26 protein-coding genes are annotated in these 24,197 nt (G+C 68.5%); 14 read left to right on the top strand and 12 right to left on the bottom strand.

From position 1 onward, the window contains the following. Positions 1 to 47 precede the first annotated feature (47 nt). The 3 genes from ACSION_RS05800 (at position 48) to ACSION_RS05790 (ending at position 2,829) form a co-directional block, all read left to right on the top strand. Positions 48 to 851 carry a prolyl oligopeptidase family serine peptidase gene (locus tag ACSION_RS05800; RefSeq protein WP_435305236.1) on the top strand — a complete coding sequence of 268 codons (804 nt, stop codon included), beginning with the start codon at positions 48 to 50 and terminating at the stop codon, positions 849 to 851. Positions 852 to 853: 2 nt separating this feature from the next. After that, a complete protein-coding gene (locus ACSION_RS05795; RefSeq protein WP_435305235.1) occupies positions 854 to 1,129 on the top strand; it encodes a hypothetical protein in 276 nt (91 codons plus the stop codon). A gap of 140 nt (positions 1,130 to 1,269) precedes the next feature. Beyond that, on the top strand, positions 1,270 to 2,829 hold the full coding sequence (locus ACSION_RS05790) for a diguanylate cyclase (protein ID WP_435305234.1): 1,560 nt from the start codon (positions 1,270 to 1,272) through the stop codon (positions 2,827 to 2,829). A gap of 18 nt (positions 2,830 to 2,847) precedes the next feature. On the opposite strand, the gene ACSION_RS05785 is transcribed toward ACSION_RS05790, so the two are convergent. The 3 genes from ACSION_RS05785 to ACSION_RS05775 form a co-directional block, all read right to left on the bottom strand. Then, entirely contained in the window at positions 2,848 to 3,792 is a 945-nt protein-coding gene (locus ACSION_RS05785; RefSeq protein WP_093490253.1) for an aspartate carbamoyltransferase catalytic subunit, read from the bottom strand. A 20-nt stretch (positions 3,793 to 3,812) separates the two neighbouring features. After that, on the bottom strand, positions 3,813 to 4,262 hold the full coding sequence (gene ruvX / locus ACSION_RS05780; RefSeq protein ID WP_093490252.1) for a Holliday junction resolvase RuvX: 450 nt from the start codon (positions 4,260 to 4,262) through the stop codon (positions 3,813 to 3,815). A gap of 82 nt (positions 4,263 to 4,344) precedes the next feature. After that, complete coding sequence (locus tag ACSION_RS05775) at positions 4,345 to 4,911, bottom strand: YqgE/AlgH family protein (RefSeq protein WP_435305233.1); 567 nt, start codon at positions 4,909 to 4,911, stop codon at positions 4,345 to 4,347. A 98-nt stretch (positions 4,912 to 5,009) separates the two neighbouring features. Between ACSION_RS05775 and ACSION_RS05770 the strand changes: the two genes are divergently transcribed. Next, entirely contained in the window at positions 5,010 to 5,534 is a 525-nt protein-coding gene (locus ACSION_RS05770; protein ID WP_435305232.1) for a DNA-3-methyladenine glycosylase I, read from the top strand. Positions 5,535 to 5,644: 110 nt separating this feature from the next. After that, positions 5,645 to 7,159 (top strand): acetyl-CoA hydrolase/transferase family protein, encoded by a 1,515-nt coding sequence (locus ACSION_RS05765; protein ID WP_435305231.1) that lies wholly within the window; start codon positions 5,645 to 5,647, stop codon positions 7,157 to 7,159. 120 nt (positions 7,160 to 7,279) lie between these two features. Here the strand turns inward: ACSION_RS05765 and ACSION_RS05760 are convergent, their stop codons facing one another. The 4 genes from ACSION_RS05760 to ACSION_RS05745 all read right to left on the bottom strand — a co-directional run bounded on the left by ACSION_RS05760 (position 7,280) and on the right by ACSION_RS05745 (position 11,005). Further along, positions 7,280 to 7,645 carry a hypothetical protein gene (locus tag ACSION_RS05760; RefSeq protein WP_435305230.1) on the bottom strand — a complete coding sequence of 122 codons (366 nt, stop codon included), beginning with the start codon at positions 7,643 to 7,645 and terminating at the stop codon, positions 7,280 to 7,282. Positions 7,646 to 8,053: 408 nt separating this feature from the next. After that, positions 8,054 to 8,593 carry a hypothetical protein gene (locus ACSION_RS05755; protein WP_435305229.1) on the bottom strand — a complete coding sequence of 180 codons (540 nt, stop codon included), beginning with the start codon at positions 8,591 to 8,593 and terminating at the stop codon, positions 8,054 to 8,056. A gap of 184 nt (positions 8,594 to 8,777) precedes the next feature. Next, positions 8,778 to 9,908, bottom strand: a complete 1,131-nt coding sequence (locus tag ACSION_RS05750; protein ID WP_435305228.1) for a PilT/PilU family type 4a pilus ATPase — start codon at positions 9,906 to 9,908, stop codon at positions 8,778 to 8,780. Between the two features lie 59 nt (positions 9,909 to 9,967). Further along, complete coding sequence (locus ACSION_RS05745) at positions 9,968 to 11,005, bottom strand: type IV pilus twitching motility protein PilT (RefSeq protein WP_056878086.1); 1,038 nt, start codon at positions 11,003 to 11,005, stop codon at positions 9,968 to 9,970. A 93-nt stretch (positions 11,006 to 11,098) separates the two neighbouring features. On the opposite strand from ACSION_RS05745, the gene ACSION_RS05740 reads away from it, so the two are divergent. The 3 genes from ACSION_RS05740 (at position 11,099) to ACSION_RS05730 (ending at position 13,172) form a co-directional block, all read left to right on the top strand. Then, positions 11,099 to 11,782 (top strand): YggS family pyridoxal phosphate-dependent enzyme, encoded by a 684-nt coding sequence (locus tag ACSION_RS05740; RefSeq protein WP_435306665.1) that lies wholly within the window; start codon positions 11,099 to 11,101, stop codon positions 11,780 to 11,782. Positions 11,783 to 11,812: 30 nt separating this feature from the next. Beyond that, the gene (gene proC, locus ACSION_RS05735) at positions 11,813 to 12,655 is read left to right on the top strand and encodes a pyrroline-5-carboxylate reductase (RefSeq protein ID WP_435305227.1); all 843 of its coding nucleotides are present in this window, start codon (positions 11,813 to 11,815) and stop codon (positions 12,653 to 12,655) included. Between the two features lie 61 nt (positions 12,656 to 12,716). Next, a complete protein-coding gene (locus tag ACSION_RS05730) occupies positions 12,717 to 13,172 on the top strand; it encodes a DUF4426 domain-containing protein (RefSeq protein WP_435305226.1) in 456 nt (151 codons plus the stop codon). A gap of 128 nt (positions 13,173 to 13,300) precedes the next feature. Here the strand turns inward: ACSION_RS05730 and ACSION_RS05725 are convergent, their stop codons facing one another. Both ACSION_RS05725 and pdxH read right to left on the bottom strand, forming a co-directional pair. After that, positions 13,301 to 14,095: a cobalamin-binding protein gene (locus ACSION_RS05725; protein ID WP_435306664.1), complete on the bottom strand. Its 795-nt coding sequence runs from the start codon at positions 14,093 to 14,095 to the stop codon at positions 13,301 to 13,303. Between the two features lie 28 nt (positions 14,096 to 14,123). Beyond that, the gene (gene pdxH / locus ACSION_RS05720; RefSeq protein WP_435305225.1) at positions 14,124 to 14,726 is read right to left on the bottom strand and encodes a pyridoxamine 5'-phosphate oxidase; all 603 of its coding nucleotides are present in this window, start codon (positions 14,724 to 14,726) and stop codon (positions 14,124 to 14,126) included. A gap of 32 nt (positions 14,727 to 14,758) precedes the next feature. On the opposite strand from pdxH, the gene ACSION_RS05715 reads away from it, so the two are divergent. Then, entirely contained in the window at positions 14,759 to 15,589 is an 831-nt protein-coding gene (locus ACSION_RS05715) for a kinase (protein WP_435305224.1), read from the top strand. Between the two features lie 8 nt (positions 15,590 to 15,597). Here ACSION_RS05715 and ACSION_RS05710 read toward each other — a convergent pair whose 3' ends face one another. Then, positions 15,598 to 15,801 carry a dodecin family protein gene (locus tag ACSION_RS05710; protein ID WP_435305223.1) on the bottom strand — a complete coding sequence of 68 codons (204 nt, stop codon included), beginning with the start codon at positions 15,799 to 15,801 and terminating at the stop codon, positions 15,598 to 15,600. Between the two features lie 102 nt (positions 15,802 to 15,903). Between ACSION_RS05710 and ACSION_RS05705 the strand changes: the two genes are divergently transcribed. The 5 genes from ACSION_RS05705 to ACSION_RS05685 are packed head-to-tail and all read left to right on the top strand — an operon-like array spanning position 15,904 to position 19,572. Further along, positions 15,904 to 16,446: a shikimate kinase gene (locus ACSION_RS05705; protein ID WP_435305222.1), complete on the top strand. Its 543-nt coding sequence runs from the start codon at positions 15,904 to 15,906 to the stop codon at positions 16,444 to 16,446. Beyond that, on the top strand, positions 16,443 to 17,546 hold the full coding sequence (gene aroB / locus ACSION_RS05700; RefSeq protein WP_435305221.1) for a 3-dehydroquinate synthase: 1,104 nt from the start codon (positions 16,443 to 16,445) through the stop codon (positions 17,544 to 17,546). The genes ACSION_RS05705 and aroB overlap by 4 nt, the downstream gene beginning before the upstream one ends. Before the next feature lie 9 nt (positions 17,547 to 17,555). Further along, positions 17,556 to 17,810 (top strand): WGR domain-containing protein, encoded by a 255-nt coding sequence (locus ACSION_RS05695; RefSeq protein WP_093300856.1) that lies wholly within the window; start codon positions 17,556 to 17,558, stop codon positions 17,808 to 17,810. Between the two features lie 18 nt (positions 17,811 to 17,828). Further along, positions 17,829 to 18,899, top strand: a complete 1,071-nt coding sequence (gene hemE, locus ACSION_RS05690) for a uroporphyrinogen decarboxylase (protein WP_435305220.1) — start codon at positions 17,829 to 17,831, stop codon at positions 18,897 to 18,899. 40 nt (positions 18,900 to 18,939) lie between these two features. Beyond that, on the top strand, positions 18,940 to 19,572 hold the full coding sequence (locus ACSION_RS05685; RefSeq protein WP_435305219.1) for a hypothetical protein: 633 nt from the start codon (positions 18,940 to 18,942) through the stop codon (positions 19,570 to 19,572). A 9-nt stretch (positions 19,573 to 19,581) separates the two neighbouring features. Here the strand turns inward: ACSION_RS05685 and ACSION_RS05680 are convergent, their stop codons facing one another. After that, positions 19,582 to 20,535, bottom strand: coding sequence for a hypothetical protein (locus tag ACSION_RS05680; RefSeq protein ID WP_435305218.1), 954 nt, complete (start codon positions 20,533 to 20,535; stop codon positions 19,582 to 19,584). Next, on the bottom strand, positions 20,535 to 24,104 hold the full coding sequence (locus ACSION_RS05675; protein ID WP_435305217.1) for an ATP-binding protein: 3,570 nt from the start codon (positions 24,102 to 24,104) through the stop codon (positions 20,535 to 20,537). Before ACSION_RS05675 ends, ACSION_RS05680 begins: the two co-directional genes overlap by 1 nt. Between the last annotated feature and the right edge of the window lie 93 nt (positions 24,105 to 24,197).

Below are 24,197 nucleotides of genomic sequence, written 5' to 3'. Positions count from 1 at the left end.
ACGACGGGGTATCCTGCGCGCATCGTCGCCCCCGGATGCCTGCCTTCATGCGCCTTCCCTTCCGCTTCGCCCTCGCGTCCCTGCTGCTGGTCCTGATGAGCGCCTGCCAGACGGTCCCCACCTCGACCACCGGCGAGTTCGTCTCGCGCGAGGTCGCGTTGAACGGCAAGACCTACCGCTACCAGGTCTTCGTGCCTGCCTCGCGCTTCCGTTCGGGGGCGGTGCCCACCGTGCTCTTCCTCAACGGCTCCGGCGAGCGCGGCAGCGACGGCGTGAAGCAGACGATGGCGGGCCTGGGGCCGTACCTGCGCCAGCACGCGGCGGACTTCCCGGCACTGGTGGTGTTCCCGCAGGCGCCCGACGATACCGAATGGACCGAAGATGCCGGCCGGATCGCCTTCGCCACGCTCGAGGCGGCGATGCGCGAGTTCAAGGGCGACCCGGCGCGCGTCTATCTCACCGGCATGTCGATGGGCGGCTACGGCACCTGGGAACTCGCGCTCCAGCAGCCGACCCGCTTCGCCGCCCTGGTACCGATCTGCGGCGGCGTCACCGTGGACTGGACTGACGCGCGGCCCGGCCTGCGCGCGCACACGGTGGGCAACGCGGCCGACCCGTTCGCCGCCACCGCGCAGCGCCTGAAGGACGTGCCGGTGTGGATCTTCCACGGCGGCAAGGACGACGTGGTGCCGCCCTCGCAGTCGCGCCGCATGGATGCCGCGCTGAAGGCCGTCGGCGCGCGCGACGCGCGCTACACCGAGTTCCCCGACGCCAACCACAACAGCTGGGATGCGACCTACGCCTACGCCCCGATGTGGGACTGGCTGTTCGCCCAGCGCCGGGGCCGCTGAGCATGGCGGAACTGGTCGAAGACTATTTCGCCGACGGCTGGCGCGAACGCACGCTGGCCTGCCCCTGCGGCTGGGAAGGCGACAGCCGCGGCATGGCGATGGAGCTGCACGACGCCGTCACCGACTACGCTTGCCCCACCTGCGGCAACCTGCTGCTGATCGTCAGCCACCCCGACCTGGCCCAGGTCCGCCGGGCCGCCGCGGCCGGCAACGCGGAAGCCGCCGGCCAGTTGGCCATCATCGAAGAAGCCCTGGCCCGCTTCCCGCCCGCCGACTGAGCCGCGGCGCCGGTCACGCTTCGCCGACGCCGCGGGCCCTGGGCGCCATCGCACCCTCAACCGCCGCCGATCCCGGCCGATAACCCGGCATCCCCTGGTGGCTGACGGGCATTCGCCCATGGCCGTGCGAGCGACTTCCGATGGCTGACGTAGCCGACGACAACTCCGGAATTTCTGGCGGCCTCCGCCGGTTTTGGTCGCGCCGTCGCGAGGCCACCGAATCCTCATCGCACGAGCTCACCACGACGGGCACGGCCCGGTCGCGGCCGGCGATCAGCAGCGCGCAGCTGCAGGCCCTGTTCGCCCATGCGGAAGAACCGGCCGCCCTGCTCTCCGCCTTCGCGTACGGCGTCGCCGGCCTGCCAGGCGAACTGCAGGGCATGGGCGAGCGCCTGCAGTCCGCGCACGCCGACGGCGATTGGCCGCGCTATGGCCGCGCGATGCGCCAGCTCATCGACAAGTACATCCGCACGATCCTGGACGAGCCGTTGTCCGGCGAAGCCGAGCAACTGCGCGACCTGCTGCACCAGTTGCTCGCGGGTGGCATCGAGCACCTGCTGCGCGACGACGCCGCCCTGCTGCCGCAGGCGCATGCCCTGGCCGACCGCGTCCGCCAATGGCAGCCGGCGCAACCGCTGGCGCCGGTGGGGGCGGACCTGAAGGAACTCTGCCTCCAGGTCGGCCTGCGCACGCACGAAGTCAACGACGCGCAGGAACTGATGCGCAGCCTGTTCGACCTGTTGCTGGAGAACGTCGGCGAACTGATCGAAGACGGCAGCTGGCTGCAGGACCAGATCGGTGCGGTGCGCCAGCTGCTGGCCGGTCCGCTCGACCGCACCTCGCTGGAGCAGACCCGCGCCGGCCTGCGCGAAGTGATCTACAAGCAGGGCCTGCTGAAGCAGGGGCTGGCCGAGTCGAAAGCCTCGATGAAGGACATGATGGTCACCTTCGTCGAACGCCTCGACGGCATGGCCAGCAGCACCGGCGAGTACCACGACCGCATCACCTTCCACGCACAGGCCATCCGCGAGAGCCGCAGCATCGCCGAACTCGGCAAGCGCATGGAAGACATCCTGCAGGACACGGCCGACGTGCAGGCGCAGGCGCTGCGTGCGCGCGACAGCCTGATCGAGGCGCGCCGCGAGGTGGAAGCCGCCGAACAGCGCGTCGCCGACCTGGAAGTGGAACTGCAATCGGTCTCCGAACTGGTCCGCGTCGACCAACTGACGGATGCATTGAACCGCCGCGGCTTCGACGAACTGTTCAAGCGCGAATCCGTCCGCGCCCTGCGCAGCGGCCAGACCCTGAGCCTGGCGATGCTGGACCTGGACGACTTCCGCCACATCAACGCCGCGCACGGCCACCTCGGCGGCGACGCCGCGCTGTGCCACGTGGTGGTGATGGCGCGTGCCACGTTGCGCGCCAGCGATGCGATCGCGCGCTTCGGCGGCGAAGAATTCGTTCTGCTGCTGCCGGATACCAGCTTCCTGGAAGCCACCGGCACGCTGGAACGCCTGCGCGGCCGGCTGGCCCACAAGCCGTTGATCCACGATGGGCGCGGCGTGATGGTGACCTTCAGCGCAGGCGTCGCGCGCTGGCGGCCGGGCGAATCGCAGGACGAACTGCTCGCACGCGCCGACCGTGCCATGTACCAGGCCAAGCAGGCCGGCAAGGACCGCGTCGTCGCCGCCGAGGAATGACCTCGGCGCGCGAGCGCCTCAGCCCAGCAACGTCTCCAGCACCGCCATCCGCACGGCCACGCCGTTGCTCACCTGGCGCAGCACCAGCGATTGCGGACCGTCGGCGACTTCGTCGGTGATCTCCACGCCGCGGTTGATCGGGCCGGGATGCAGCACCACCGCATCCTTCGCCGCGCGGGTCAGGCGGGTGGCATCGAGGCCGTAGTCGCGGTGGTAGTCCTCCAGCGAGGCCACCAGGCCTTCCTCCATGCGCTCGCGTTGCAGGCGCAGCATCATCACCGCGTCCACGCCGTCGAGCATGGCGTCGAAATCCTGGCCGACTTCGCAGCCGGCCAGCGTGCCGTCGTCCGGCAGCAGCGACTGCGGGCCGCACACGCGGATCTCGCCCGCGCCCAGCGTGCGCAATGCGTGCAGGTCCGAGCGCGCCACCCGCGAGTGCTTCACGTCGCCGACGATCAGCACCTTCATCTTCGAGAAGTCCGGCCCCTTCGCCTGGCGCAGCGTCAGCACGTCCAGCAAGCCCTGGGTGGGATGCGCGCTGCGTCCGTCGCCGGCGTTGATCAGTGCCGTGCCCTCGCCCGCCTCGGCGGCCAGCGCGGCGACCGCGCCGTCATCCGCGTGGCGGACGATGAAGCCGCGCACGCCCATCGCTTCCAGGTTACGCAGCGTGTCGCGCGCGGTTTCGCCCTTGCGCGTGGACGAGGTGGACGCATCGAAGTTCAGCACGTCCGCGCCCAGCCGCTGCGCGGCGATGTGGAACGAACTGCGGGTACGGGTGGACGGTTCGAAGAACAGCGTGCAGACCGTGGTGCCGTCGAGCACCGTGCGCCGCGGCGTGCGCCCGAGCGCCGCATCGCGGATCTGGCCGGCGCGGTCGATCAACCGGCACAGGGTTTCGCGGGGCAACCCTTCCAGGGTCAGCAGGTGCCGCAGGCGTCCATCCGAATCGAGTTGTGGGGTCATGGGGCGTCGTGTGAGGGAAGTCAGGTCAGCTGGGTCGCGTCGTGCGGCGCGGCCAGCCAGCGTTCGATGATGACGGCCGCGGCGACGGCATCCAGCGCCGCGGCATCGCGGCGGCGCTTGCGGCCTTCGGCACGGTCCTGCGCGAAACGTTGCGAGGCTTCGACGGAACTGGTGCGCTCGTCCACCAGCACCACCGGCAGGTTGTAGCGCACGCGCAGTTCGCGCGCGAAGGCATGGGCGCGCTTGCGGATCGGCTGGTCGCCGCCGTCGAGCGTCATGGGGTCGCCGACCACTAGGCCGTCGGGTTTCCATTCGGCATGCAGCTTGTCGATGGCCGGCCAGTCGGGGCCGTGGCCATGCACGTCGATCACGGCCAGCGCGCGTGCGCCGGTGCCGAAGGCGCTGCCCACCGCCACGCCGATGCGGCGGGCGCCCACGTCGAATCCCAGTACGGTGCCGTCCAGCTTCATGCCACCTGCCTCCGTTCGGAAAAACGCATCCCATCCTGCACCCCCGGCCGTGGAGAACGCGTCGGCAAGGGCGCGCGCAGGCTCATGCGTGGCCGCTGTAATCGGTCAGCCGCGTCATGTCCACGCCGATCCGCTGGCCGGCCGCCTGCCAGCGGCGCTCCAGCGGCAGCGCGAACAGCAGCTCGGCGTCTGCGGGCGCGGTCAGCCAGCTGTTCTCGCCCAGTTCGTACTCCAGTTGCCCGGCACCCCAGCCCGCGCAGCCGAGCGCGACGATCGCATGCGCGGGGCCGTCACCGGCCGCCATCGCTTCCAGGATGTCGCGGGAGGTCGTCAGGAAAAGGCCGTCGGCGACTTCCATCGTCGACTCCCAGGCACGCAGGCCGTCGTGCAGCACGAAGCCGCGCTCCGGGTGCACCGGGCCGCCAGCAAGGACGACCTGCCCGGCCAGATGCGGGTCCTGCGCTTGCAGGTTCATCTGCCGCAGCACTTCACCCAGCGTGTACTCGGAAGGCCGGTTCACCACCACGCCCATCGCACCTTCGTCGTCGTGCTGGCAGATCAGGGCCACGCTGCGGGCGAAGTTCGGGTCCGACAGCGCCGGCGACGCGATCAGCAGCTGGTTGGCCAGGGGCGTGGCGACGTCTTGCATGGCCGTCATTCTAGCCCGCCGCGCACGGGCGCGCCCCTGCGGACAGGAACGGTCCGCGATGCCGCCTAGAATGCGCTGTCCCCCTTGTTGCCTTCCCCATGTCCGGCTATTGCGACGTCGCCCACGGCCATCCGCTGCATGGCCCCTACCACGACCACGAATACGGCTTCCCGCAGCGCGAGGAAGCGGTGCTGTTCGAACGCCTGCTGCTGGAGATCAACCAGGCCGGCCTGAGTTGGGAAACCATGCTGCGCAAGCGCGAGGGTTTCCGCGCGGCCTACAGCGGCTTCAGCGTCGACAAGGTCGCAGAGTACGGCGAACGCGACCGCGCGCGGCTGATGGCCGACGCCGGCATCATCCGCAACCGCCTGAAGATCGAGGCGGCCATCCACAACGCCCAGGTCATCCAGGGCCTGCGCCGCAGCCACGGCGGGTTCGCCGAATGGCTGGATGCCCACCACCCGCTGGGCAAGGCCGAGTGGATCAAGCTGTTCAAGAAGACCTTCCGCTTCACCGGCGGCGAGATCACCAATGAATTCCTGATGAGCCTGGGCTACCTGCCCGGCGCGCATCGCGAGGATTGCCCGGCCTATCGCCGTGCCGCGAAACAGCGGCCGCCGTGATGGCCCGCGCCGGGCATTGATCCACCGCAATTCCGGCGTTCCACGATGGTCGTATGCTGGCAGCCGACCCCGGACTCGATAATGTCCGTTTCGCGCCAGCCTTCCTTCCCATGTCCGAAGACCGCATCCGCAACGCCGCCCTGCGCGACCGCCTGACCACGCCGGAGGCCGCCGCCGCGCTGATCCAGCCCGGCGAGACCGTCGCGATGAGCGGCTTCACCGGCTCGGGCTATCCGAAGGCGGTGCCGCTCGCCCTCGCCGCCCGCATCGAACACGCGCACGCGGCGGGCCAGCCGTTCCAGATCAAGCTGATGACCGGCGCCTCCACCGCGCCGGAACTCGACGGCGCACTCGCGAAGGCCGATGCCATCGCGCTGCGCATGCCGTTCCAGAGCGACCCGGACGCGCGCAAGCGGATCAACGACGGCACCCTGGACTACATCGACATCCACCTCAGCCACGTGGCGCAGCACGTGTGGTTCGGCTTCTACGGCCCCATCGACACGGCCGTGGTGGAAGTCTCGGCGATCCGCGAAGACGGCACGCTGGTGCCCTCGACCTCGGTCGGCAACAACAAGACCTGGCTGGACCTGGCGAAGAAGGTGGTCGTCGAGGTCAACGACTGGCAGCCGGCCGGCCTGGAGGGCATGCACGACATCTACTACGGCACCGCCCTGCCGCCGCACCGCAAGCCGATCCCGCTGGAACACGTGCAGGACCGCATCGGCGATACCGCGCTGCATTGCGACCCGGACAAGATCGTCGCCGTCGTGCGCACGCACGGTCCCGATCGCAACAGCCCGTTCAGTCCGATCGACGCGACCAGCGAGCGCATCGCCGCGCACCTGATCGAGTCCCTCAAGCACGAAGTCGCGCAGGGCCGCCTGCCGGCGAACCTGCTGCCGCTGCAATCGGGCGTGGGCAACATTCCCAACGCCGTGCTGGCGGGGCTGGCGAAGAGCGGTTTCCGCGGCCTCACGGCGTTCACCGAGGTCATCCAGGACGGCATGCTCGACCTGCTGCGCGATGGCGTGCTCGATGTCGCTTCGTGCACCGGCTTCGCATTGAGCCCGGAGGCGAACGAGGTCTTCAAGCGCGACATCGCCTTTTACCGCGAGCGCATCATCCTGCGCACGCAGGAGATGTCGAACCACCCGGAACTGGTCCGCCGGCTCGGCTGCATCGGCATGAACGGCATGATCGAGGCCGACCTCTACGGCAACGTCAATTCCACCCACGTGATGGGCAGCCGCATCCAGAACGGCATCGGCGGCTCGGGCGACTTCGCCCGCAACGGTTTCATGTCGGTGTTCCTCAGCCCCAGCACTGCGAAAGGCGGCAGCATCTCCGCGCTGGTGCCGATGGTCAGCCACGTGGACCACACCGAACACGACGTCTCGGTCATCGTCACCGAACAAGGCCTGGCCGACCTGCGCGGCCTCACCCCCAAGCAGCGCGCCCGCACGCTGATCGCGAACTGCGCCCATCCCGACTATCGCGATGCACTGCAGGACTACGTCGACCGCGCCCTGCACCACAGCTACGGCAGACACACCCCGCACCTGCTGCCCGAGGCGCTGTCTTGGCACCAGCGGTGGCTGGAGACGGGGACGATGAAAGCCTGAGCGACTTCAGGCGTTCGCCATCCACATAGGTTGGGGTGAACGAAGTGAACCCCAACGCCGCACGCCGTCTGCGATCTGGATGTTGGGGTTCGCTGGCTCGCCCCAGCCTAAGGTCTTAGCCTAGTCCGCAGCTTGGAATATCAGCAATACCATAACCACGATCATTGCTAGAAACGACGACCCTGCGTACCAAGCAGCCAGAACGGGGCTTCTACCTTGGCTGCCTTCACAGGCACGCTCACCTTGCAAGAAAACATACAGAGCATTGACGACAAAGACGATAGCCCCGACCAGCAAATGGCTAACTTTCCCTTCAAACAAAGGTGCCTCGTCAAAGTACATGACCAGAAAATTCAGCGTCATAAGATTGATGACTTGGACGCCCGACATCAGCATCCAAGCTGAGAATACATTCGGCTCCCCTCCGACATCCGTCTTGGATGTCAAGAAATAGAAGCTGCGGAACAGCGCATCAATAATGAACATGTTAGCAATCGGCTCCAGAAACTATGCAGAATGTTCTACTTGTAGTTTCCACCATAAATTCATGAGCGTCGACGATTCCTGTTGTAGTAGCTTGACCCGCCTTTGTTTCACGCATAATTTGGCTCGGCGATGAGGCTTGCCGTCCCCGTCGCAGGGCTTCCCTGTGCCATGACGAAGGAATTTTCATCCCTGGCGCAGTTTTTTTTGCCATGACGAAGAAAATGACGACGACACCGCTGTTCTTACTCTTGCCATGACAAGGAAAGTTTCTTCGGCATCGAAGCTCCTTGGTGCGATGACCGAGAACACTTCTTCGATGGCGAACCTTTCTGGTGCGGCATGGAAGAAGAAAGCATCGCCATCGATGGAATTCTTGTCGTTTCCGGTGTTTCCGGCCTCACCAGGCGATCAGAGTGCGCAGCCGCGGCGGCTCATCGAAGCCTGGATCGTGTTGGCGCTGGAGGGGCTGTTGCGCATGGCGCGGCGAAGTTCTTCACAGGTCACATCCTTGAGGAACTGCTGGTAACGGCCAACGAACGAGCTGTCGTGGAGGGTCACGTTGAGCCGTGACGGTGCCTCGAACGCGCGCTTGTCCTGGCGGGCGAAGAGATCACGCTCGCCTGCGCGCAGCGGCGCGGCCGGCAGCGAGAGCAGCAGCGGCCCCTCGCCCTGCGATGGCAGCGGCGGCGCGTCGTGCGGCGCCGTCTCCGGAGGCGGCGCCGACATGCGCGGCGCGGGTCGCGGGCGTGCAGGCAGCGACGGCAGGTTCGGGCGCGACGCCACGGTGCGTGGAACGACGGTCGGGCGCGCGATGAAGCGCAGGCGCAGGCGATCGCTGTCCTCCGCCATCTGTCCCTGCCCCGGCGGCCGGGAGACCAGCAGCACAACGCCGACACATGCATGCACCAGCACGACCACGACGACGGCGACGATCCTGTCCCTGCGCATGCATTCCATCCTGGTGGCGAGCGAGTGTGCGAATGGCTCGCCACCCTACCTGCACGACCACCGCGCCACGCATCGCGGCGCGAACACGTTCAGAACGAAGTCAGCCCCATGTAAGGGATGGGTTAAACGCCCATGAAAAAGGGGCGGTCGCCCGCCCCTTTCCGTGCGACGCGTCGTGCGGAGGTCAGCGGACTTCCGCGATCTCCACGCCGTCCAGGCCCTGCGCGAGCGTGCGGGCGTCGCCGCCCTGGGCCAGCTTGATGCGCAGGCGCACTTCGTTCTGCGAATCGGCGTAGCGCAGCGCGTCCTCGTAGCTGATCTCGCCGGCCTGGTACAGCTCGAACAGGCTCTGGTCGAAGGTCTTCATGCCGAGGTTGGTGGATTCCTTCATCACTTCCTTCAGCTTGTGGATCTCGCCGTCGCGGATGTAGTCCTGGATCAGCGGCGTGCCGAGCAGGATCTCCATCGCCACGCGACGACCCTTGCCGTCCGGCGTCGGGATCAGCTGCTGCGCGACCACGCCCTTGAGGTTGAGCGAGAGGTCCATCAGCAGCTGGGTGCGGCGGTCTTCCCGGAAGAAGTTGATGATGCGGTCCATCGCCTGGTTGGCGTTGTTGGCGTGCAGCGTGCACAGCACCAGGTGGCCGGTTTCGGCGAAGGCGATGGCGTGGTCCATGCCTTCGCGCGTGCGCACCTCGCCGATCATGATCACGTCCGGCGCCTGGCGCAGGGTGTTCTTCAGTGCCGCATCCCAGCTGTCGGTGTCGATGCCGACTTCGCGCTGGGTGATGATGCAGCCCTCGTGTTTGTGCACGAATTCGATCGGGTCCTCGATCGTGATGATGTGGCCGGTGGAGTTCTGGTTGCGGTAACCGATCATCGCCGCCAGCGAGGTGGACTTACCGGTGCCGGTGGCGCCAACGAAGATGATGATGCCGCGCTTGGTCATCGCCAACGTCTTGATGACCGGCGGCAGGTTCAACTCTTCCACCGTCGGGATGCGGGTCTCGATCCGGCGCAGCACCATGCCCACCTGGTTGCGCTGGTAGAAGCAGCTCACGCGGAAGCGGCCCACGCCGGCGACGCCGATGGCGAAGTTGCACTCGTGGGTCTTTTCGAATTCCTCGCGCTGTCCCGGCGTCATGACGTTCAACACCAGGTCGCGCGACTGCTGCGAGGTCAGCGGCGTCTGCGTGATCGGCGAGATCTTGCCGTGCACCTTGATGGACGGCGGCATGCCGGACGTGATGAACAGGTCCGACGCCTTCTGGTGCGCCATCAGCTTGAGGAAGGAGGTGAAGTCGATGGTGCTCATGGGTCTGCTCCGTAGGCGAGGCGGCGGTCAGGCGGCGTGGCGCCGCGCGGGCCCTGCCGTCATTCGAACAACCGCTTGTCCTTCGCGTATTCCTTGGCCTGCTGCCGGGTGATCAGCGCGCGCTTCACCAGGTCCTGCAGGTGCTGGTCCAGGGTCATCATGCCGCTCTGCTGGCCGGTCTGGATGGCCGAGTACATCTGCGCCACCTTGTCCTCGCGGATCAGGTTGCGGATGGCCGGGGTGCCCACCATGATTTCCCACGCTGCGGTGCGGCCGCCGCCGATCTTCTTCAGCAGCGCCTGCGAGATCACCGCGCGCAGCGATTCGGACAGCATCGAACGCACCATCGGCTTCTCGCCGGCGGGGAACACGTCGATCACGCGGTCGATGGTCTTGGCCGCCGAGCTGGTGTGCAGGGTGGCGAACACCAGGTGGCCGGTTTCCGCGGCGGTCAGCGCCAGGCGGATGGTTTCCAGATCGCGCAACTCGCCGACCAGGATGTAGTCGGGGTCTTCACGCAGCGCCGAACGCAGGGCTTCGTTGAAGCCGTGCGTGTCGCGGTGCACTTCGCGCTGGTTGATCAGGCACTTCTGCGAGGTGTGCACGAACTCGATCGGGTCCTCGACGCTGAGGATGTGCCCGTACTCGTTCTTGTTGATGTGGTCGATCATCGCCGCCAGCGTGGTCGACTTGCCCGAACCGGTCGGACCGGTGACCAGGATCAGGCCCTGCGGCTGCTGGATCAGTTCGCGGAACAGCGGCGGGCAGGCCAGGTCTTCCAGGGTCAGCACTTCCGACGGAATCGTACGGAAGACGGCACCGGCGCCGCGGTTCTGGTTGAAGGCATTGACGCGGAAGCGCGCCAGCGACGGGATCTCGAACGAGAAGTCGACCTCGAGGAATTCTTCGAAGTCGCGCCGCTGCTTGTCCGACATGATGTCGTAGACCAGCGCATGCACCTGCTTGTGGTCCAGCGCCGGGATGTTGATGCGGCGCACGTCGCCATCCACGCGGATCATCGGCGGCAAGCCGGCCGAGAGGTGGAGGTCCGAGGCCTTGTTCTTTACCGAGAACGCCAAGAGTTCGGCGATATCCATGACGCTGCTTCCCCAAGTTGCTGCGAACTGGAACGTTCATTCCCCGAAGGGCAGTATAGCGCCCTTGCCGTTCCCGCCAATGGTTGGATGAACATGCTCGCCGACACCCTCAGCGAGACCCTGCAACACCTTGAAAACGCAGCGAAAGCCGCACATCGGCCAAGCCCCGCGCTGTTGGCCGTCTCCAAGCTGCAACCGGCCGCCGCCGTGGCCGAACTGGCGCGCGCCGGACAGCGCGCCTTCGGCGAAAACTACGTGCAGGAAGCCCAGGCGAAGATCGGCGAACTGGCGGACATGGGCCTGGAATGGCACCTCATCGGCCACCTGCAGTCGAACAAGGCCGAACTCGCGGCGCAGCTGTTCGATTGGGTGCAGACGGTAGACCGTCACAAATTGATCGGCGCTCTGTCACGCTATCGCCCTTCCGATCGTGCGCCGCTCAACGTGCTCGTGCAGGTGAACATCGATGATGAAGCCAGCAAGCATGGCTGCCAGCCGGAGGAGGTCGCCGCCCTCGCCGATGCGATCGCGGCCGAACCGCGCCTGCGCTTGCGCGGGCTGATGGCGATTCCCGCGCCCCATCCCGACACCGCCCAGCGCATCGACGCCTTCCGCCGCATGCAGGCATTGCAGGAACAACTGGCGGCGAAGCATCCCGGCGTGGATACCCTGTCGATGGGCATGAGTGAGGACTACGCGCTCGCCGTCGCGCACGGGGCCACGATGGTCCGCATCGGCACCGCCCTGTTCGGCGCGCGCCCGCCGCGACCCGCCTGACTCCTTTCGACTTTCCCGAGGCCTGACGCCATGACTCCTTCCACGTCGCGCGTACTGACGCATCCCCTGGCCTTCATCGGCGGCGGCAACATGGCGCGCAGCCTGATCGGCGGCCTGCTCAAGCGCGGTGCGGATCCCTCCCGCATCCGCGTGGCCGAGCCCAACGAACCGCTGCGCGCCGCGCTGGCGGCCGACTTCGGCGTGCAGGTGTTCACCGAGGCCGGGGAAGCGGCCTACGGCGCGGATACCTGGCTGTTCGCGGTGAAGCCGCAGGTCATGCGCACGGTGTGCGAATCGCTCGCGCCGATGGCGCAGGCGCAGCGCCCGCTGGCCGTCTCCATCGCCGCGGGCATCACCGTCGCGCAGATGCAGCGCTGGCTGGGCGGTGGCGTGCCGGTGGTGCGCAGCATGCCCAACACGCCCGCCCTGCTCGGCGCCGGCGTTACCGGCCTGCATGCGAGCGATGAGGTCGACGCGGCGGGACGCGAGCGCGCGGAGCTGCTGCTCTCCGCCGCGGGCCCGACCGTCTGGATCGATGCGGAAGCGAAGATGGATGCCGTCACAGGCGTGTCCGGCAGCGGCCCGGCCTATGTCTTCCTGCTGGCCGAGGCGATGGAATCGGCGGCGGTGGCCGAAGGCCTGTCGGCCGATGCCGCACGCACGCTGGTGCTGCAGACCGTCCTGGGGGCGGCGCGCATGCTGACCGAAAGCGGTGAGACGCCGGCCGAGTTGCGCCGCCGCGTGACCTCGCCCAACGGCACCACGCAGGCGGCGATCGAGACGTTCCAGGCCGGCGGCTTCGAAGCCCTGGTCGCCCGGGCCGTGCATGCGGCGACCGCACGGGGCGGCGAACTGTCCGCGGCGAATGATTGACGCCGCATCCGGCCCGCTCAGCACCTCGTAACGTACCTACAACACACAGGCACCGACGCCGATGAAACTCCTGATCGCCCCGCTGCTTCTCGCCCTGTCCCTGGTCGCCTGCTCCGGCGGCGAGACGCCGCGGGCCGCCGAGTTCGTCCCACCGGCGCCCGCCGAAACCGACTTCGGCAGCCTGCGCGTGCGCTACAACGCGCTGCCTACGCTGGCGCTGAGCGAGCCCGTCGCGAAGCAGTACGGCGTGCAGCGCGATGCCGGTACCGCGCTGGTGCTGGTCGCCCTGCGCGAAGTGAAAGGCGCCGAGGAACTCGATGCCGATGGCGAGGTGAGCGTCACCGCGCACGACCTGTCGGGCGCGCGCCAGGTCGTCACGCTGCGCAAGGTGGACGCCGGCGAGTATACCGACCTGATCGGCACCGCGCGCATCTCGCCGCGCAACTCCTATCGCTTCGAGATCGTGGTGCAGGCCGGTGGCCGCACGGAAACGGTGACGTTCCAGCGGAATTTCTGAGGCGAAGCAAGATCTTCCTGCAAAGGAAGCCTGCTGTGGGAGCGACGTAAGTCGCGATGGGCGACCGCGACGCTTCATCGCGACTTACGTCGCTCCCACGCCAGACCTTCCATACAGGGAGAATCGCCTCAGCGGTGGCGAGCCGCCCACGCCTGCACGATCGCCGCGATCGCCCGTACGCCATCGGTCAGCGCCGCCGGCCCGGGCTGCAGGATCAGCGGCGACTTGATCTCGTGCAGCTCACCGTCGCGGACGGCGGGGATCGCCTCCCAGCCCGGACGTGCCGCCACGCGCTCGGGCCGGAACTTCTTGCCGCACCATGAGCCCAGGATGAGGTCGGGTGCGCGCCGCACCACCTCGCTGCCGTCGGCGAGGATGCGGTGCTTCGCCAGCGACTCGCGCGCCATCTCCGGGAACACGTCGTCGCCCCCGGCGATGCCGATCAGTTCGGATACCCAGCGGATACCGGTGATCTGCGGTTCGTCCCACTCCTCGAAGTAGACCATCGGCCGGCGCGGCAACCGCGCCGCCTGCGCACGGATGTCGTCCAGACCGCGTGCCAGCGTATCGGCGTACGTGTTGGCACGCGTCGCGGCACCCACCAGCGCGCCCAGCCGCCGCACGTAGTCAATGATGCCGTCCACGCTGCGGTGGTTGCTGATCCACACCTCCACGCCCTGCCGCACCAACTCGGCGGCGATATCGGCCTGGATGTCGGAAAAGCCGATGGCGAGATCCGGCTGCAGCTTCAGGATGTCGTCGATCTTCGCGCTGGTGAACGCGCTGACCTTCGGCTTTTCCTTGCGGGCTTGCGGCGGACGCACGGTGAACCCGCTGATGCCGACGATGCGGTCCTGCTCGCCCAGCGCGTACAGCGTCTCGGTCGGCTCTTCGGTCAGGCAGACGATGCGGCGTGGACCCATCATGGCGATACGCGCCCGGCGAGATCCCTCACGGGAACAGCATCCGCTTGCTCCACGCGCCCGCGGCATCGCATTCGTAGCGCCAACGCTCGTGCAGGCGGAACTGCGCGCCGTACCAGAACTCGATGGCGTCGGGCGCCACGCGATAGCCGCTCCAGCCCGCCGGCCGTGGCACGTCGCTGCCGGCGAAGCGCGCTTCGACCTCAGCCACGCGGCTGTCGAAGGCCTCGCGCGAGTCCAGCGTCTCGGACTGGATCGATGCCCACGCGCCCAGCTGGCTCTGGCGCGGACGGGAAGCGAAGTACGCATCGGCCTCGGCATCGCCGACCGGTGTCACCGCGCCTTCCACGCGCACCTGGATGCCGGCCTCGCGCAGGCTGCGCCACAGGAACAGCAACGCAGCGCGCGGATTGTCGTGCAGCTCGCGGCCCTTCTGGCTGTGCGTGTGCGTGTAGAAGACGAAACCGCGTTCGTCGAACGCCTTCAGCAACACCGTGCGCGCGGACGGATGGCCGTCCGGCGTGGCGGTCGCCACCGTCATCGCATTGGGTTCGACTTCGGTGCCCGCGGTCTTCGCTTCGCCGAACAGCGTGGCGAACGTGGACAGGGCCTCGGCGTACAGATCGGTCATGGCATCGCAACGGCAGCGCCCGCATCCCGGGCATGCGCTATTGTCGCGCGATGACGACACCCGTGCATCCCGAGGGTTTTCCAGCGCAGCTCGTCGACGACGCGCTGCGGACGGCACGCGCATCGGCGGCGACCCCTCCGGTGTTCGCCATCACCGGCCTGCAGGGCAGCGGCAAATCGACGCTGGCGGAGCAGGTCGCGGCCCGGGCGCGCGCAGAAGGCCTGCGCGTGGGGGTGCTGTCGCTGGACGACCTGTACCTGACCCGCGCGCAACGGCAGCGGCTCGCGGTCGAGGTGCATCCGTTGCTCGCCACGCGTGGCCCGCCCGGCACCCACGATGTGGCGCTGGGGTGTCGCGTACTGGATGGGTTGCGCAACGGCGAAGAGGTCGTCCTGCCACGCTTCGACAAGCTGGCCGACGATCGTGCGCCCGACGACGCCTGGATACGGATCGACGGCCGCGTCGACCTGGTGCTGTTCGAAGGCTGGTGCCTGAAGGCGGCGCCCGAGGACGACGCGGCGCTGGCCACGCCGATCAATGCGCTGGAGCGCGACGAGGACGCGGACGGCCGCTGGCGCCGCCATTGCAACGACGCCTTGCGCAACGACTACCCGGCGCTGTGGTCACGCATCGATGCGCTGTGGTTCCTGCAGCCGCCCGGCTTCGACATCGTGCGGACCTGGCGCTGGGAACAGGAGCAAGCCCTCGTTGCGCGCGACCCGCAGCGGACCGGCATGGACCGCGCGCAACTGGACCGCTTCATCCAGCACTACGAGCGCACCAGCCGGCACCTGCTGGCGACGCTGCCGGCGATCGCCGAACGCACGATCGCCCTGGACGAAACCCGCCGCCCGCTGTTGTAGGAGCGAGGTCACGTCACCACGAAGCTGATCCGCAGGTTCACGCGCCACTCGGTGACGTTGCCGCCGTCGTCGGTGACGACCTTGATCTCGTTCACCCAGGCGCCCTTGATGTTGTTCACGGTCTCGGAGGTCTTCTTGAGGCCAACCTTCACCGCATCTTCCATGCTGGTCTTGGACGAAGCGTTGACCTCGATGATCTTGGCGACGGACATGGTGCGTTCCTCTTCGGTGGCCCGGCCGATGCCGGGGAGCCACCGTAGTCCCGCCGGTGTTAAGGCCGCGCCACGCGCGGGCGGTGCTAGCATCTGCCCATCATGAATCCGGCCCCCAACCTGATCCTCGTCGGCCCCACCGGCGCGGGCAAGACCTCCATCGGCAAGCGCGTAGCCGAGCGCTTCGGGCTGGCCTTCGTCGACGCGGACCAGGCCATCGTGGACCGCACCGGCGCCAGCATCGCGACGTTGTTCGAACACGTGGGCGAAGCCGGCTTCCGCGAACGCGAGAAAACCACCCTGCGCGAGCTGCTCGCCGGCCACGGCCAGCTGGTGTCCACCGGCGGCGGCGCGGTGCTCGATGCCGACAACCGGGCCCTGATGAAGCAGCGCGGCTACGTGGTCTACCTGCAGGTGAGCGTGGACGCGCAGTTGCGCCGCCTCGGCCGCTGCACCAATCGCCCGCTGCTGCAGCGGCCGGATCGCGAACAGGTGCTGCAGGAGATGGCCACGCTGCGCGAACCGCTGTACCGCGAGATCGCCGACCTGGCCCTGGACACCGACGGGCTGACACCGCCGGAAGCCACCGCCCGCCTGACCCAGCTGCTGGCGCACCGCTGGCAGCCCATCGAAGAGAACGCATGAACCACGCACGCACCGTCGATGTCGGCGGCGAGATCCCCTACACCATCACCATCGGGCCGGGCCTGCTGGGCGACGGCGCCGCGCTTGCGCGCCATGTGCGCGGCCGGCACGTGCTGCTGGTCAGCGATTCGGTGGTGGCGCCGTTGTATGCAGGCGCCGTGCGCGAGGCGCTGCATGCCGCGCGCCCGGACCTGGCCATCGGCACCTTCATCCTGCCGGCGGGCGAGGAGTCGAAGACACTGGCCCACTTCGGCCATGCCATCGAGGCGCTGGCCGCGCTCGGCGCCACCCGTGATGCCTGCGTGGTCGCCCTTGGCGGCGGCGTGGTGGGCGACCTCGCCGGGTTCGCGGCGGCGTGCTGGATGCGTGGCGTGGATTGCGTGCAAGTGCCCACGACGCTGCTGTCGATGGTGGATTCGTCGGTGGGCGGCAAGACCGCGGTCGACATCCCGCAGGGCAAGAACCTGGTGGGCGCGTTCCACCCGCCGCGCGCGGTGTTCGCCGATACCGCGGCGCTGGCCACCCTGCCCCCGCGCGAACTGCGCGCCGGCCTGGCCGAGGTCATCAAGTACGGCGCGATCCGCGATGCGCGCTTCTTCCAGTGGCTGGAACAGGAACGCGCAGCGCTGCTGGCGATGGACGGCGAGGCGCTGGCCCTGGCGATCGCGGCGAGTTGCGAACACAAGGCGGAGATCGTGGCCCGCGACCCGCTGGAGAAGGGCGAGCGCGCCCTGCTGAATTTCGGCCACACCTTCGGCCATGCCATCGAGACCGAACAGGGCTATGGCGGCCTGGGCAACGACAACCTCAACCATGGCGAGGCGGTGGCGGTGGGCATGGTGCTGGCGGCGCGGCTGTCCGCGGACCTGGGCCTGGCACCCGCCGCGGACACGGACCGCCTGGAAGCCCTGCTGGCGGCCTACGGCCTGCCGGTCCGGACGCCGGCCGGCCTGGCGCCCGAGGCCCTGTTGGCCCGCATGCGCCTGGACAAGAAGAACCTCGCCGGCCGCCTGCGGCTGGTGCTGTGGCGCGGGCTCGGCCAGGCCGAGGTGGTGCCGGACGTGGACGAAAGCCGGGTGTTGGGCGTGCTGTCCGGCTAAAATGTCGCCATGCGCGTCTTCCTCCAGCAACGCCCCGACGCGGGCGAAGCGCCCCGCTACGTCCAGCTGACTCTCCAGCCCGATTTGTTCGGGGGCTGGGAGCTGTTGCGCGAAACCGGCCAGATCGGCGGCCGCGCCACCCTCAAGCGCGAGCAGTACCTGCTGCAGGACGAAGCCAACGCGGCTTTCGAGAAGGCGCGCGACAGCCACCTCAAGCGCGGCTTCCAGCTGATGTTCGCCCGCGGCGCCGACGCGCCCAAGTAACCCTTTCCCGGAACCACGATGACCGCTTTGAAGAACGATCGCTTCCTGCGCGCGCTGCGCCGCGAACCCGTGGACTGCACGCCCGTCTGGCTGATGCGCCAGGCCGGCCGCTACCTGCCGGAGTACCGCGCCACGCGCAAGGAAGCCGGCAGCTTTCTGGGGATGGCGAAGAACCCGGAGATCGCCTGCGAGGTGACGCTGCAGCCGCTGCGCCGCTACGACCTGGATGCGGCGATCCTGTTCTCGGACATCCTGACCGTGCCGGACGCGATGGGCCTGGGCCTGTATTTCGTCGAAGGCGAGGGCCCGAAGTTCGAGCGCACCGTGCGCAGCGCCGCCGACGCCGCCAAGCTCGGTGTGCCGGACATGGAAACCGAACTGCGCTACGTGATGGATGCGGTGCGGGTGATCCGCCGCGAGCTGGACGGCAAGGTGCCGCTGATCGGCTTCTCCGGCAGTCCGTGGACGCTGGCCTGCTACATGGTGGAAGGCGGCGGCAGCAAGGATTTCGCCCGCATCAAGGCGATGGCGCTGAACGAACCGGCCGCGTTGCACCGCCTGCTGTCGGTCAACACCGATGCCGTGATCGCCTACCTCGCTGCGCAACGCGCCGCCGGCGCGCAGGCGTTGCAGGTGTTCGATACGTGGGGTGGCGTGCTGAGCCCGGCGATGTACCGCGAGTTCTCCCTGCCCTACCTGCAGCGCATCGCGCATGAACTCGACCGTGGCGAAGGCGCGGAGCGCACCCCGCTGATCCTGTTCGGCAAGGGCACCGCGGCCTACCTGGAAGCGCTGGCCGCCACCGGCGCCGAAGGCGTTGGCGTGGACTGGCTGGTCGAACTGGGCGATGCCGCGCGCCGCACCGGCGGCAAGGTCGCGCTGCAGGGCAACCTGGACCCGGCCACGCTGTACGGCTCGCCCGAGGCGATCCGCGCGGAAGTGAAGCGTACGTTGGACAGTTACCGCGACGGCAACGGCGGCTCGCGGGAGGGCCATGTGTTCAACCTGGGCCACGGCATGTCGCCGGACATGGATCCGGAACACGTCGCCGTCCTGGTCGATGCGGTCCATACGTTCAGTAGGCGATGAATCCCGCGCGGCCCTGCCGCGCCCCACCCGGAGTGACGCAATGGAATGCCGCCACCTGCTTGCCCCCGCCGCCGCCGGCCTGTTGCTGGTGGCCGGCGTGCGCGTGCGCGCCGAGGAAGCGGCGCCCCGCACGTTGCTGGTCGCCGGAGGCGATTTCCCCGCCTTGGTGATGGTGGTGCCTGGCGAACAGGCGGGCTTCGGCCGCGAGATGCTGCCCGGCTGCGACCGCATCCGCGCACGCCGCCTGGACGAACTCGCGCCCGGCTGGCGCACGCGGGTGGCACGGGTGGAGCTGGACTGCGAGGACACGTTGGCCGACGACGCGCGCGACGCGCTCACCGCCATTACCGCACGTGCGGTGCTGCAGCCGGATCGCGTGCGGATGGCGGACCAGCCGGTCGCCGAAATCCGGCTGATGGATTCGCAGCGCTGGGGCGATCACCAGTACGTGGTCGATGCGCCTTACGCCACCGCGGCACCGGCGCTGCGCCGGCTCGTGGAAGAGGCGTGCCGCCAGCGCACGCTGGCGCAGGAAATGCCGCTGGAGACCTGCACGATGGTGGAGGCGGACGCCGGCTTCTACCTGCCGCACGACGAGGTCGGCGGCATCTGGATCCACGCCGATCCGGACGACGCCACCCGCACGCTGTACGTCGAAGCCTGGGCCGACTGAGCGGCGGCGTCAGCCCAGGCCGGAACGCGGACTCCTGAGTCGTGGCGTGGTGCCGTCGCTGCCCTCGCCCGGAAGCCGGTACTCGAAGCGGATCTCGCGCATGCCGTCGGGCACGGCGATCTCCATCATCTCGGGCGACACGCAACGCCCGCGCAGCACGTCGCGGATCGACTGCGCTTCGTTCCTCAGCCGCGCCGCGTCGTCTTCACGCCCGATGACGCTGGGCCGCAGGTAGACAGCCTCGTCGGCGATCCACATTTCCTCTTCCTGCCCGTCGTTGGTGCTGGCGAGGATCGCATCCGGTCGCGGGCCATCCGTGGGCATGGGTCGCGCCTGCAGCACTTGCCGGCACGCGCCGGTGTTCAAGATGCGGACATCCGCGGCGAAGCCCGCCAGGAGCATCTCCGCCTGCCGCTGCGCATCCTCGTCGGACGTCTCGTCGGCCTCCACGCTGTAGCGGATCTTGACGAAGTACAGATCGCGCACCGTCATCGCCAGCACCGAGCGGTAGCGCGTGTCGCGCATCGGCATTTCCATGATGAAGGAACGGGCCTTCAAGGCCAAGTGGCCGAGCATCCGCTCGCCCATGACCGGCGCGATCGCGAAGGTCCGCGCTTCGCCCAGGCGCACCTCGCCTTCGTTGCGCTGGCGCGCGATCTGCACGATCTCGTCGATGCTCTGCTGGAACGCCCGCTCGAAGACCGGATCGAACATCACGCCGGCCGGGTACAGGTACAGGTCCATCCAGCGATCCTGCTTGCGGGTGTCCTGATAACGTACCGCGACGCCCAGCTCGGGCTGCTCGAAGCGCTTCTCGCCGATGGATTCCCAATCGCCCACGCGCAGCGGGTACAGCGCGCGCGTGTCGGTGATGTAGTCGCCGAGCAGCGGCGGCTCCGGTTTCTCCGCCCACGCCGGAGCGGTCACCACCAGCAAGGCGACGATCCAACAGCACCGCTTCATCATGAGGACTCCCCCGGCTCGACGTTGGCCGAACGCGCTCGCAGCGAGGCGATCGTTGCCGCGAGCATGTCGCCAGTGACAGGCTTGCGGATGAACTCGTCAAAGCCCGCCTGCCGCGCTGCAGGTTCGGCTTCCGCGTCGGTGCGCGCGGTCAGTGCGATCAGCGGCGTCGCGATGCCCCGCATCCGCAGTTGCTGCGCCAAGGCCATCCCATCGAGTCCAGGCAGGTCGAGGTCGAGGAAGGCCACGTCGAAGGTCGTCGCGGCGACCTCCGTCAATGCCGCCAGGCCATGGGGTGCGTGCGTGACACGGTGTCCGCGCGCGCGCAGCAGGCCGGCCACGACGTCCGCGACGGTGGCATCGTCTTCTACCAGGAGGATCTCCAGCGATCCTGACTCTGCGTGCGCATGCATGGCCTCGCCCGCGGAGGGAATGACGGCGCCATCGCCGCCGGACGATTGCAATCCGGGCAGGTCGACGAAGAAGCGGGTGCCCTTCCCGGGCGCGCTGTCGACGTTGATGCGGCCGCCCATCGCAACGGCGAGTTCCTGGCAGATCGCCAGCCCCAGACCGCTGCCGCCATAGCGCGCGGTGGTCTGCGCGCCCTCGGCCTGTTCGAAGCGGCGGAACAACCGCTCCTGCTGCTCGGCATTGATGCCGGGGCCGGTGTCGCCGACTTCCAGGCGAACCCCTTGCCCCGCCATCGGCAGCGCACGCAGCGAGACGTGCCCGGCCTCGGTGAACTTGATCGCATTGCCCAGCAGGTTCAGCAGGATCTGGCGCAAACGGAGGGGGTCGCCTCGCACCGTGCGCGGCACGCCGGCGGCGATGCCATCGTGGAACGCGAGTCCGCGCTTGCCCGCTACCGGGCCCATCAAGGCCACCACGTCGCTGAGCAAGGCATGCAGGTCGAACTCGACCTGTTGCAGCTCCAATTTCCCCGCTTCGATCTTGGCCAGATCGAGCGCATCGTTGACCAGGCGCAGCAGGTGCATGCCGGCGCGCTGGATCGCATCGGTATAGCCCTTCTGTTGCGTATCCAGCGGTGTGGCCTGGAGCAGTTCGGTCATGCCCAGCACGCCGGTCATGGGTGTGCGGATCTCGTGGCCCAGCGTGGCCAGGAAGCGTGTCTTCGCCAGCGAGGCCTGTTCGGCGATCTCGCGCTTGTGCTCGGCCAGTTGCCACGCGCTCCGTCGGCGCACGCGGCGGCGGTAGGCCGCGCCGAGCGCGAGCAAGAGCAGAACACCCAGCACCGCGAACAGGGCCAGCCCCCACGCGCTGCGCCACCACGGCGGCAGCACGTGCACCGCCAGCACCTGCTCGCGCGCGGCATTGCCGGCGGCATCGAACGCCTGGATACGCAGGCGGTAGCGACCGGGCGTGAGCGCGGAGAACACGCGCTCGCCGCTGGCACCCTGGTCCACCCAGCCGTTGTCGAACCCTTCGAGAAGCGAGCGGTAGCGGTTGCCGAGCGGATTCTCGTAGCTGAGCAGCCGCGTGCCGACGAGCAGTTCGTGGTCTTCGGGACGCAGCTCGATGCCTTCGCCTGCCGGCAGGTGGATCACGCTGTCGCCGCGGCTCACCTGCAGGCTGTCGAGCACGAGGTTCGGCGTCACCGGGCGCGGATCGGGCAAGTGCGTGTCGAGCAGCGCAACCGAACCATCCGCCGCGGTCGTGACCAGCAAACCCTCGGCGGTCATCAGCAGGCCGCGATCGTTGAGCTCCTGGCTCAGCAAGCCTTCGCGCACGCCGAAGTTGCGCAGCAGCGCGCGCGAACCGCGCAGGTTCGCGTCGATGCGGAACAGGCCGCGGCGCGTGCCCAGCCAGACGCGACGTTGCGGGTCGACCGCCAGCCCGGTGGACTCCACGGCGGGCAATCCCTCGGCTGCGCCGATGCGGCGCTCGCGCGTCCACGTTCCGCCCTCGCGCCGCCATGCTTCCACCCCGGACATGCGATGCAGCCACAGACGGTCGGCATGTTCGAACGCGAACGCGTACACGCGATCGCCCCCCATCTCCGGCACGCTGGCGAAGCGGCCGGCGGCAGCATCCCATTGCAGCATGCCCTGCGCGCCACCGACCCATGCACGCCCATCCGGCGCCACGGCGATGCCTTCGATGTCGGGCAGGCCGGTGCCGGCGTCCGGGTCCTTCACGATCGTGCGCAAGACGCGTCCATCGGCATCGCGCTGTTGCACGCTACCCATCTGCGTAACCAGCCAGACGCTGCCGTCCGCGCCTTCCACCAACCAATCGATCGATGTGGAATCGGGAACCGCGTCGTCGCCTTCGTGCGCCCACTCCGTGCGTGCGCCGGTCACCGGATCCACGCGCATGAGGCCGTTGCGATGACCGATCCACAATTGCCCGCGCCGATCCTGCAACACCGACGTCAACCGCAGCTCGGCGAGCGCCTGCGCGTGGTAAGCAAGCGGCGCGACATGGCCGTTGCGCGTATCCAGCCGCTCGACTTTGCCGGTACTGCTGGCGATCCAGATGCCGTCGGTGCCGGCCTGCGACAGGCCTCGATAGAGACCCCCGCCCAGGCCTTGCGCGGTCGAGAACGCGGCGATACGACGCCAGTCCGAGCGCAGGTAGGCGAGGCCGCGCGTCGGCACCGGCACCCAGAGGCCGCCATCGGGCAAGGCAAGCACGGTCTGCAGCACGCGGCCGATGCCGACACCTTGCGCGTCGTAGTTCACCGGCGCGGGTGCGCGATCGCCTTCGGTACGCCACAGTCCGCCCTGGCTGGCGAGCCAGTACTCACCCTGACCATCGCTCGCCAGCGCGATCACGGCATTGGGGCGCGCGAACATCGGCGACCACGGCGGCGACACCCAACGCCCGTCGGCCAGACGCCGGTGCACGCCATCGGACGCGCCCACCCACAGCGCGTCGGCATCGGCCGTGACCGAGTAGATGATCAGATCCTCGCCTGCGGGCAGGGCGACGCGCCGCACACGCCCGCCGTCGACCTTCGCCAGGCCGGACATCGTGCCCGCCCACAGCACACCCTTCGCATCGAAGGCCAGCGACAGCACGTTGTCCGACGGCAGGCCTTGCGGGTCAGCGGCGTCGGAGGCGAACCGGGTGATGCGGCCGTCGGCCGCCAGCCGGTGGAGTCCGCCGCCGAACGTACCGAACCAGACATCGTTGCCGCGACTGGTGATCGCGAAGACATCGTCGCTGCCCATCTGCGGATGGTCGGCCTGGCGGTAGTGCCGGAAGCCGGCGCGGTCGGCCCCCATGACGCTGAGTCCGCCGTTCTCGGTCGCCACCCAAACCCTGTCCGCCGCATCGACGTGCAGCGCCTGCACCACATTGCCGGGAAGGGAAGCCGCGTCGGCCGGATCATGGCGCCACACCTTGAAGCCGACGCCGTCATAACGCGCCAGGCCATCCCAGGTGGCGACCCACAGGTAGCCCGAACGATCGCGCGCGAGCGCAGGGATGGTGGCGGACGGCAGGCCGTCGCCGGCGCCCAGCAGGCGGAAGCGAGGAATCTCCGGCACCGTCGCCTGCACGGACGCGCAGACGAACCACAGCAGCAACAGCCATCCCGCGCGCATCGCCATTCCTGCCTGCCCTCGTCCCTGTCGACCGTTCCGGCATCGTCGCAACGGACCGTTGCACGTGCAAGCGGGGTATCTTCATGGGCCGGC

Source organism: Pseudoxanthomonas sp. LjRoot125 (assembly GCF_964252705.1).
In the GTDB taxonomy this organism is placed as follows: domain Bacteria; phylum Pseudomonadota; class Gammaproteobacteria; order Xanthomonadales; family Xanthomonadaceae; genus Pseudoxanthomonas_A.
Note: the sequence above shows the minus strand (reverse complement) of the source record. Positions and strands in the feature narration are given on the sequence as shown.

What these genes read in the sequence shown, in the direction of transcription:
- ACSION_RS05800 (WP_435305236.1), top strand. Translation starts at nt 48, where the DNA reads ATGCGCCTTCCCTTCCGCTTCGCCCTCGCGTCCCTGCTGCTGGTCCTG.
- ACSION_RS05795 (WP_435305235.1), top strand. Translation starts at nt 854, where the DNA reads ATGGCGGAACTGGTCGAAGACTATTTCGCCGACGGCTGGCGCGAACGC.
- ACSION_RS05790 (WP_435305234.1), top strand. Translation starts at nt 1,270, where the DNA reads ATGGCTGACGTAGCCGACGACAACTCCGGAATTTCTGGCGGCCTCCGC.
- ACSION_RS05785 (WP_093490253.1), bottom strand. Translation starts at nt 3,792, where the DNA reads ATGACCCCACAACTCGATTCGGATGGACGCCTGCGGCACCTGCTGACC.
- ruvX (WP_093490252.1), bottom strand. Translation starts at nt 4,262, where the DNA reads ATGAAGCTGGACGGCACCGTACTGGGATTCGACGTGGGCGCCCGCCGC.
- ACSION_RS05775 (WP_435305233.1), bottom strand. Translation starts at nt 4,911, where the DNA reads ATGCAAGACGTCGCCACGCCCCTGGCCAACCAGCTGCTGATCGCGTCG.
- ACSION_RS05770 (WP_435305232.1), top strand. Translation starts at nt 5,010, where the DNA reads ATGTCCGGCTATTGCGACGTCGCCCACGGCCATCCGCTGCATGGCCCC.
- ACSION_RS05765 (WP_435305231.1), top strand. Translation starts at nt 5,645, where the DNA reads ATGTCCGAAGACCGCATCCGCAACGCCGCCCTGCGCGACCGCCTGACC.
- ACSION_RS05760 (WP_435305230.1), bottom strand. Translation starts at nt 7,645, where the DNA reads ATGTTCATTATTGATGCGCTGTTCCGCAGCTTCTATTTCTTGACATCC.
- ACSION_RS05755 (WP_435305229.1), bottom strand. Translation starts at nt 8,593, where the DNA reads ATGCGCAGGGACAGGATCGTCGCCGTCGTCGTGGTCGTGCTGGTGCAT.
- ACSION_RS05750 (WP_435305228.1), bottom strand. Translation starts at nt 9,908, where the DNA reads ATGAGCACCATCGACTTCACCTCCTTCCTCAAGCTGATGGCGCACCAG.
- ACSION_RS05745 (WP_056878086.1), bottom strand. Translation starts at nt 11,005, where the DNA reads ATGGATATCGCCGAACTCTTGGCGTTCTCGGTAAAGAACAAGGCCTCG.
- ACSION_RS05740 (WP_435306665.1), top strand. Translation starts at nt 11,099, where the DNA reads ATGCTCGCCGACACCCTCAGCGAGACCCTGCAACACCTTGAAAACGCA.
- proC (WP_435305227.1), top strand. Translation starts at nt 11,813, where the DNA reads ATGACTCCTTCCACGTCGCGCGTACTGACGCATCCCCTGGCCTTCATC.
- ACSION_RS05730 (WP_435305226.1), top strand. Translation starts at nt 12,717, where the DNA reads ATGAAACTCCTGATCGCCCCGCTGCTTCTCGCCCTGTCCCTGGTCGCC.
- ACSION_RS05725 (WP_435306664.1), bottom strand. Translation starts at nt 14,095, where the DNA reads ATGGGTCCACGCCGCATCGTCTGCCTGACCGAAGAGCCGACCGAGACG.
- pdxH (WP_435305225.1), bottom strand. Translation starts at nt 14,726, where the DNA reads ATGACCGATCTGTACGCCGAGGCCCTGTCCACGTTCGCCACGCTGTTC.
- ACSION_RS05715 (WP_435305224.1), top strand. Translation starts at nt 14,759, where the DNA reads ATGCGCTATTGTCGCGCGATGACGACACCCGTGCATCCCGAGGGTTTT.
- ACSION_RS05710 (WP_435305223.1), bottom strand. Translation starts at nt 15,801, where the DNA reads ATGTCCGTCGCCAAGATCATCGAGGTCAACGCTTCGTCCAAGACCAGC.
- ACSION_RS05705 (WP_435305222.1), top strand. Translation starts at nt 15,904, where the DNA reads ATGAATCCGGCCCCCAACCTGATCCTCGTCGGCCCCACCGGCGCGGGC.
- aroB (WP_435305221.1), top strand. Translation starts at nt 16,443, where the DNA reads ATGAACCACGCACGCACCGTCGATGTCGGCGGCGAGATCCCCTACACC.
- ACSION_RS05695 (WP_093300856.1), top strand. Translation starts at nt 17,556, where the DNA reads ATGCGCGTCTTCCTCCAGCAACGCCCCGACGCGGGCGAAGCGCCCCGC.
- hemE (WP_435305220.1), top strand. Translation starts at nt 17,829, where the DNA reads ATGACCGCTTTGAAGAACGATCGCTTCCTGCGCGCGCTGCGCCGCGAA.
- ACSION_RS05685 (WP_435305219.1), top strand. Translation starts at nt 18,940, where the DNA reads ATGGAATGCCGCCACCTGCTTGCCCCCGCCGCCGCCGGCCTGTTGCTG.
- ACSION_RS05680 (WP_435305218.1), bottom strand. Translation starts at nt 20,535, where the DNA reads ATGAAGCGGTGCTGTTGGATCGTCGCCTTGCTGGTGGTGACCGCTCCG.
- ACSION_RS05675 (WP_435305217.1), bottom strand. Translation starts at nt 24,104, where the DNA reads ATGCGCGCGGGATGGCTGTTGCTGCTGTGGTTCGTCTGCGCGTCCGTG.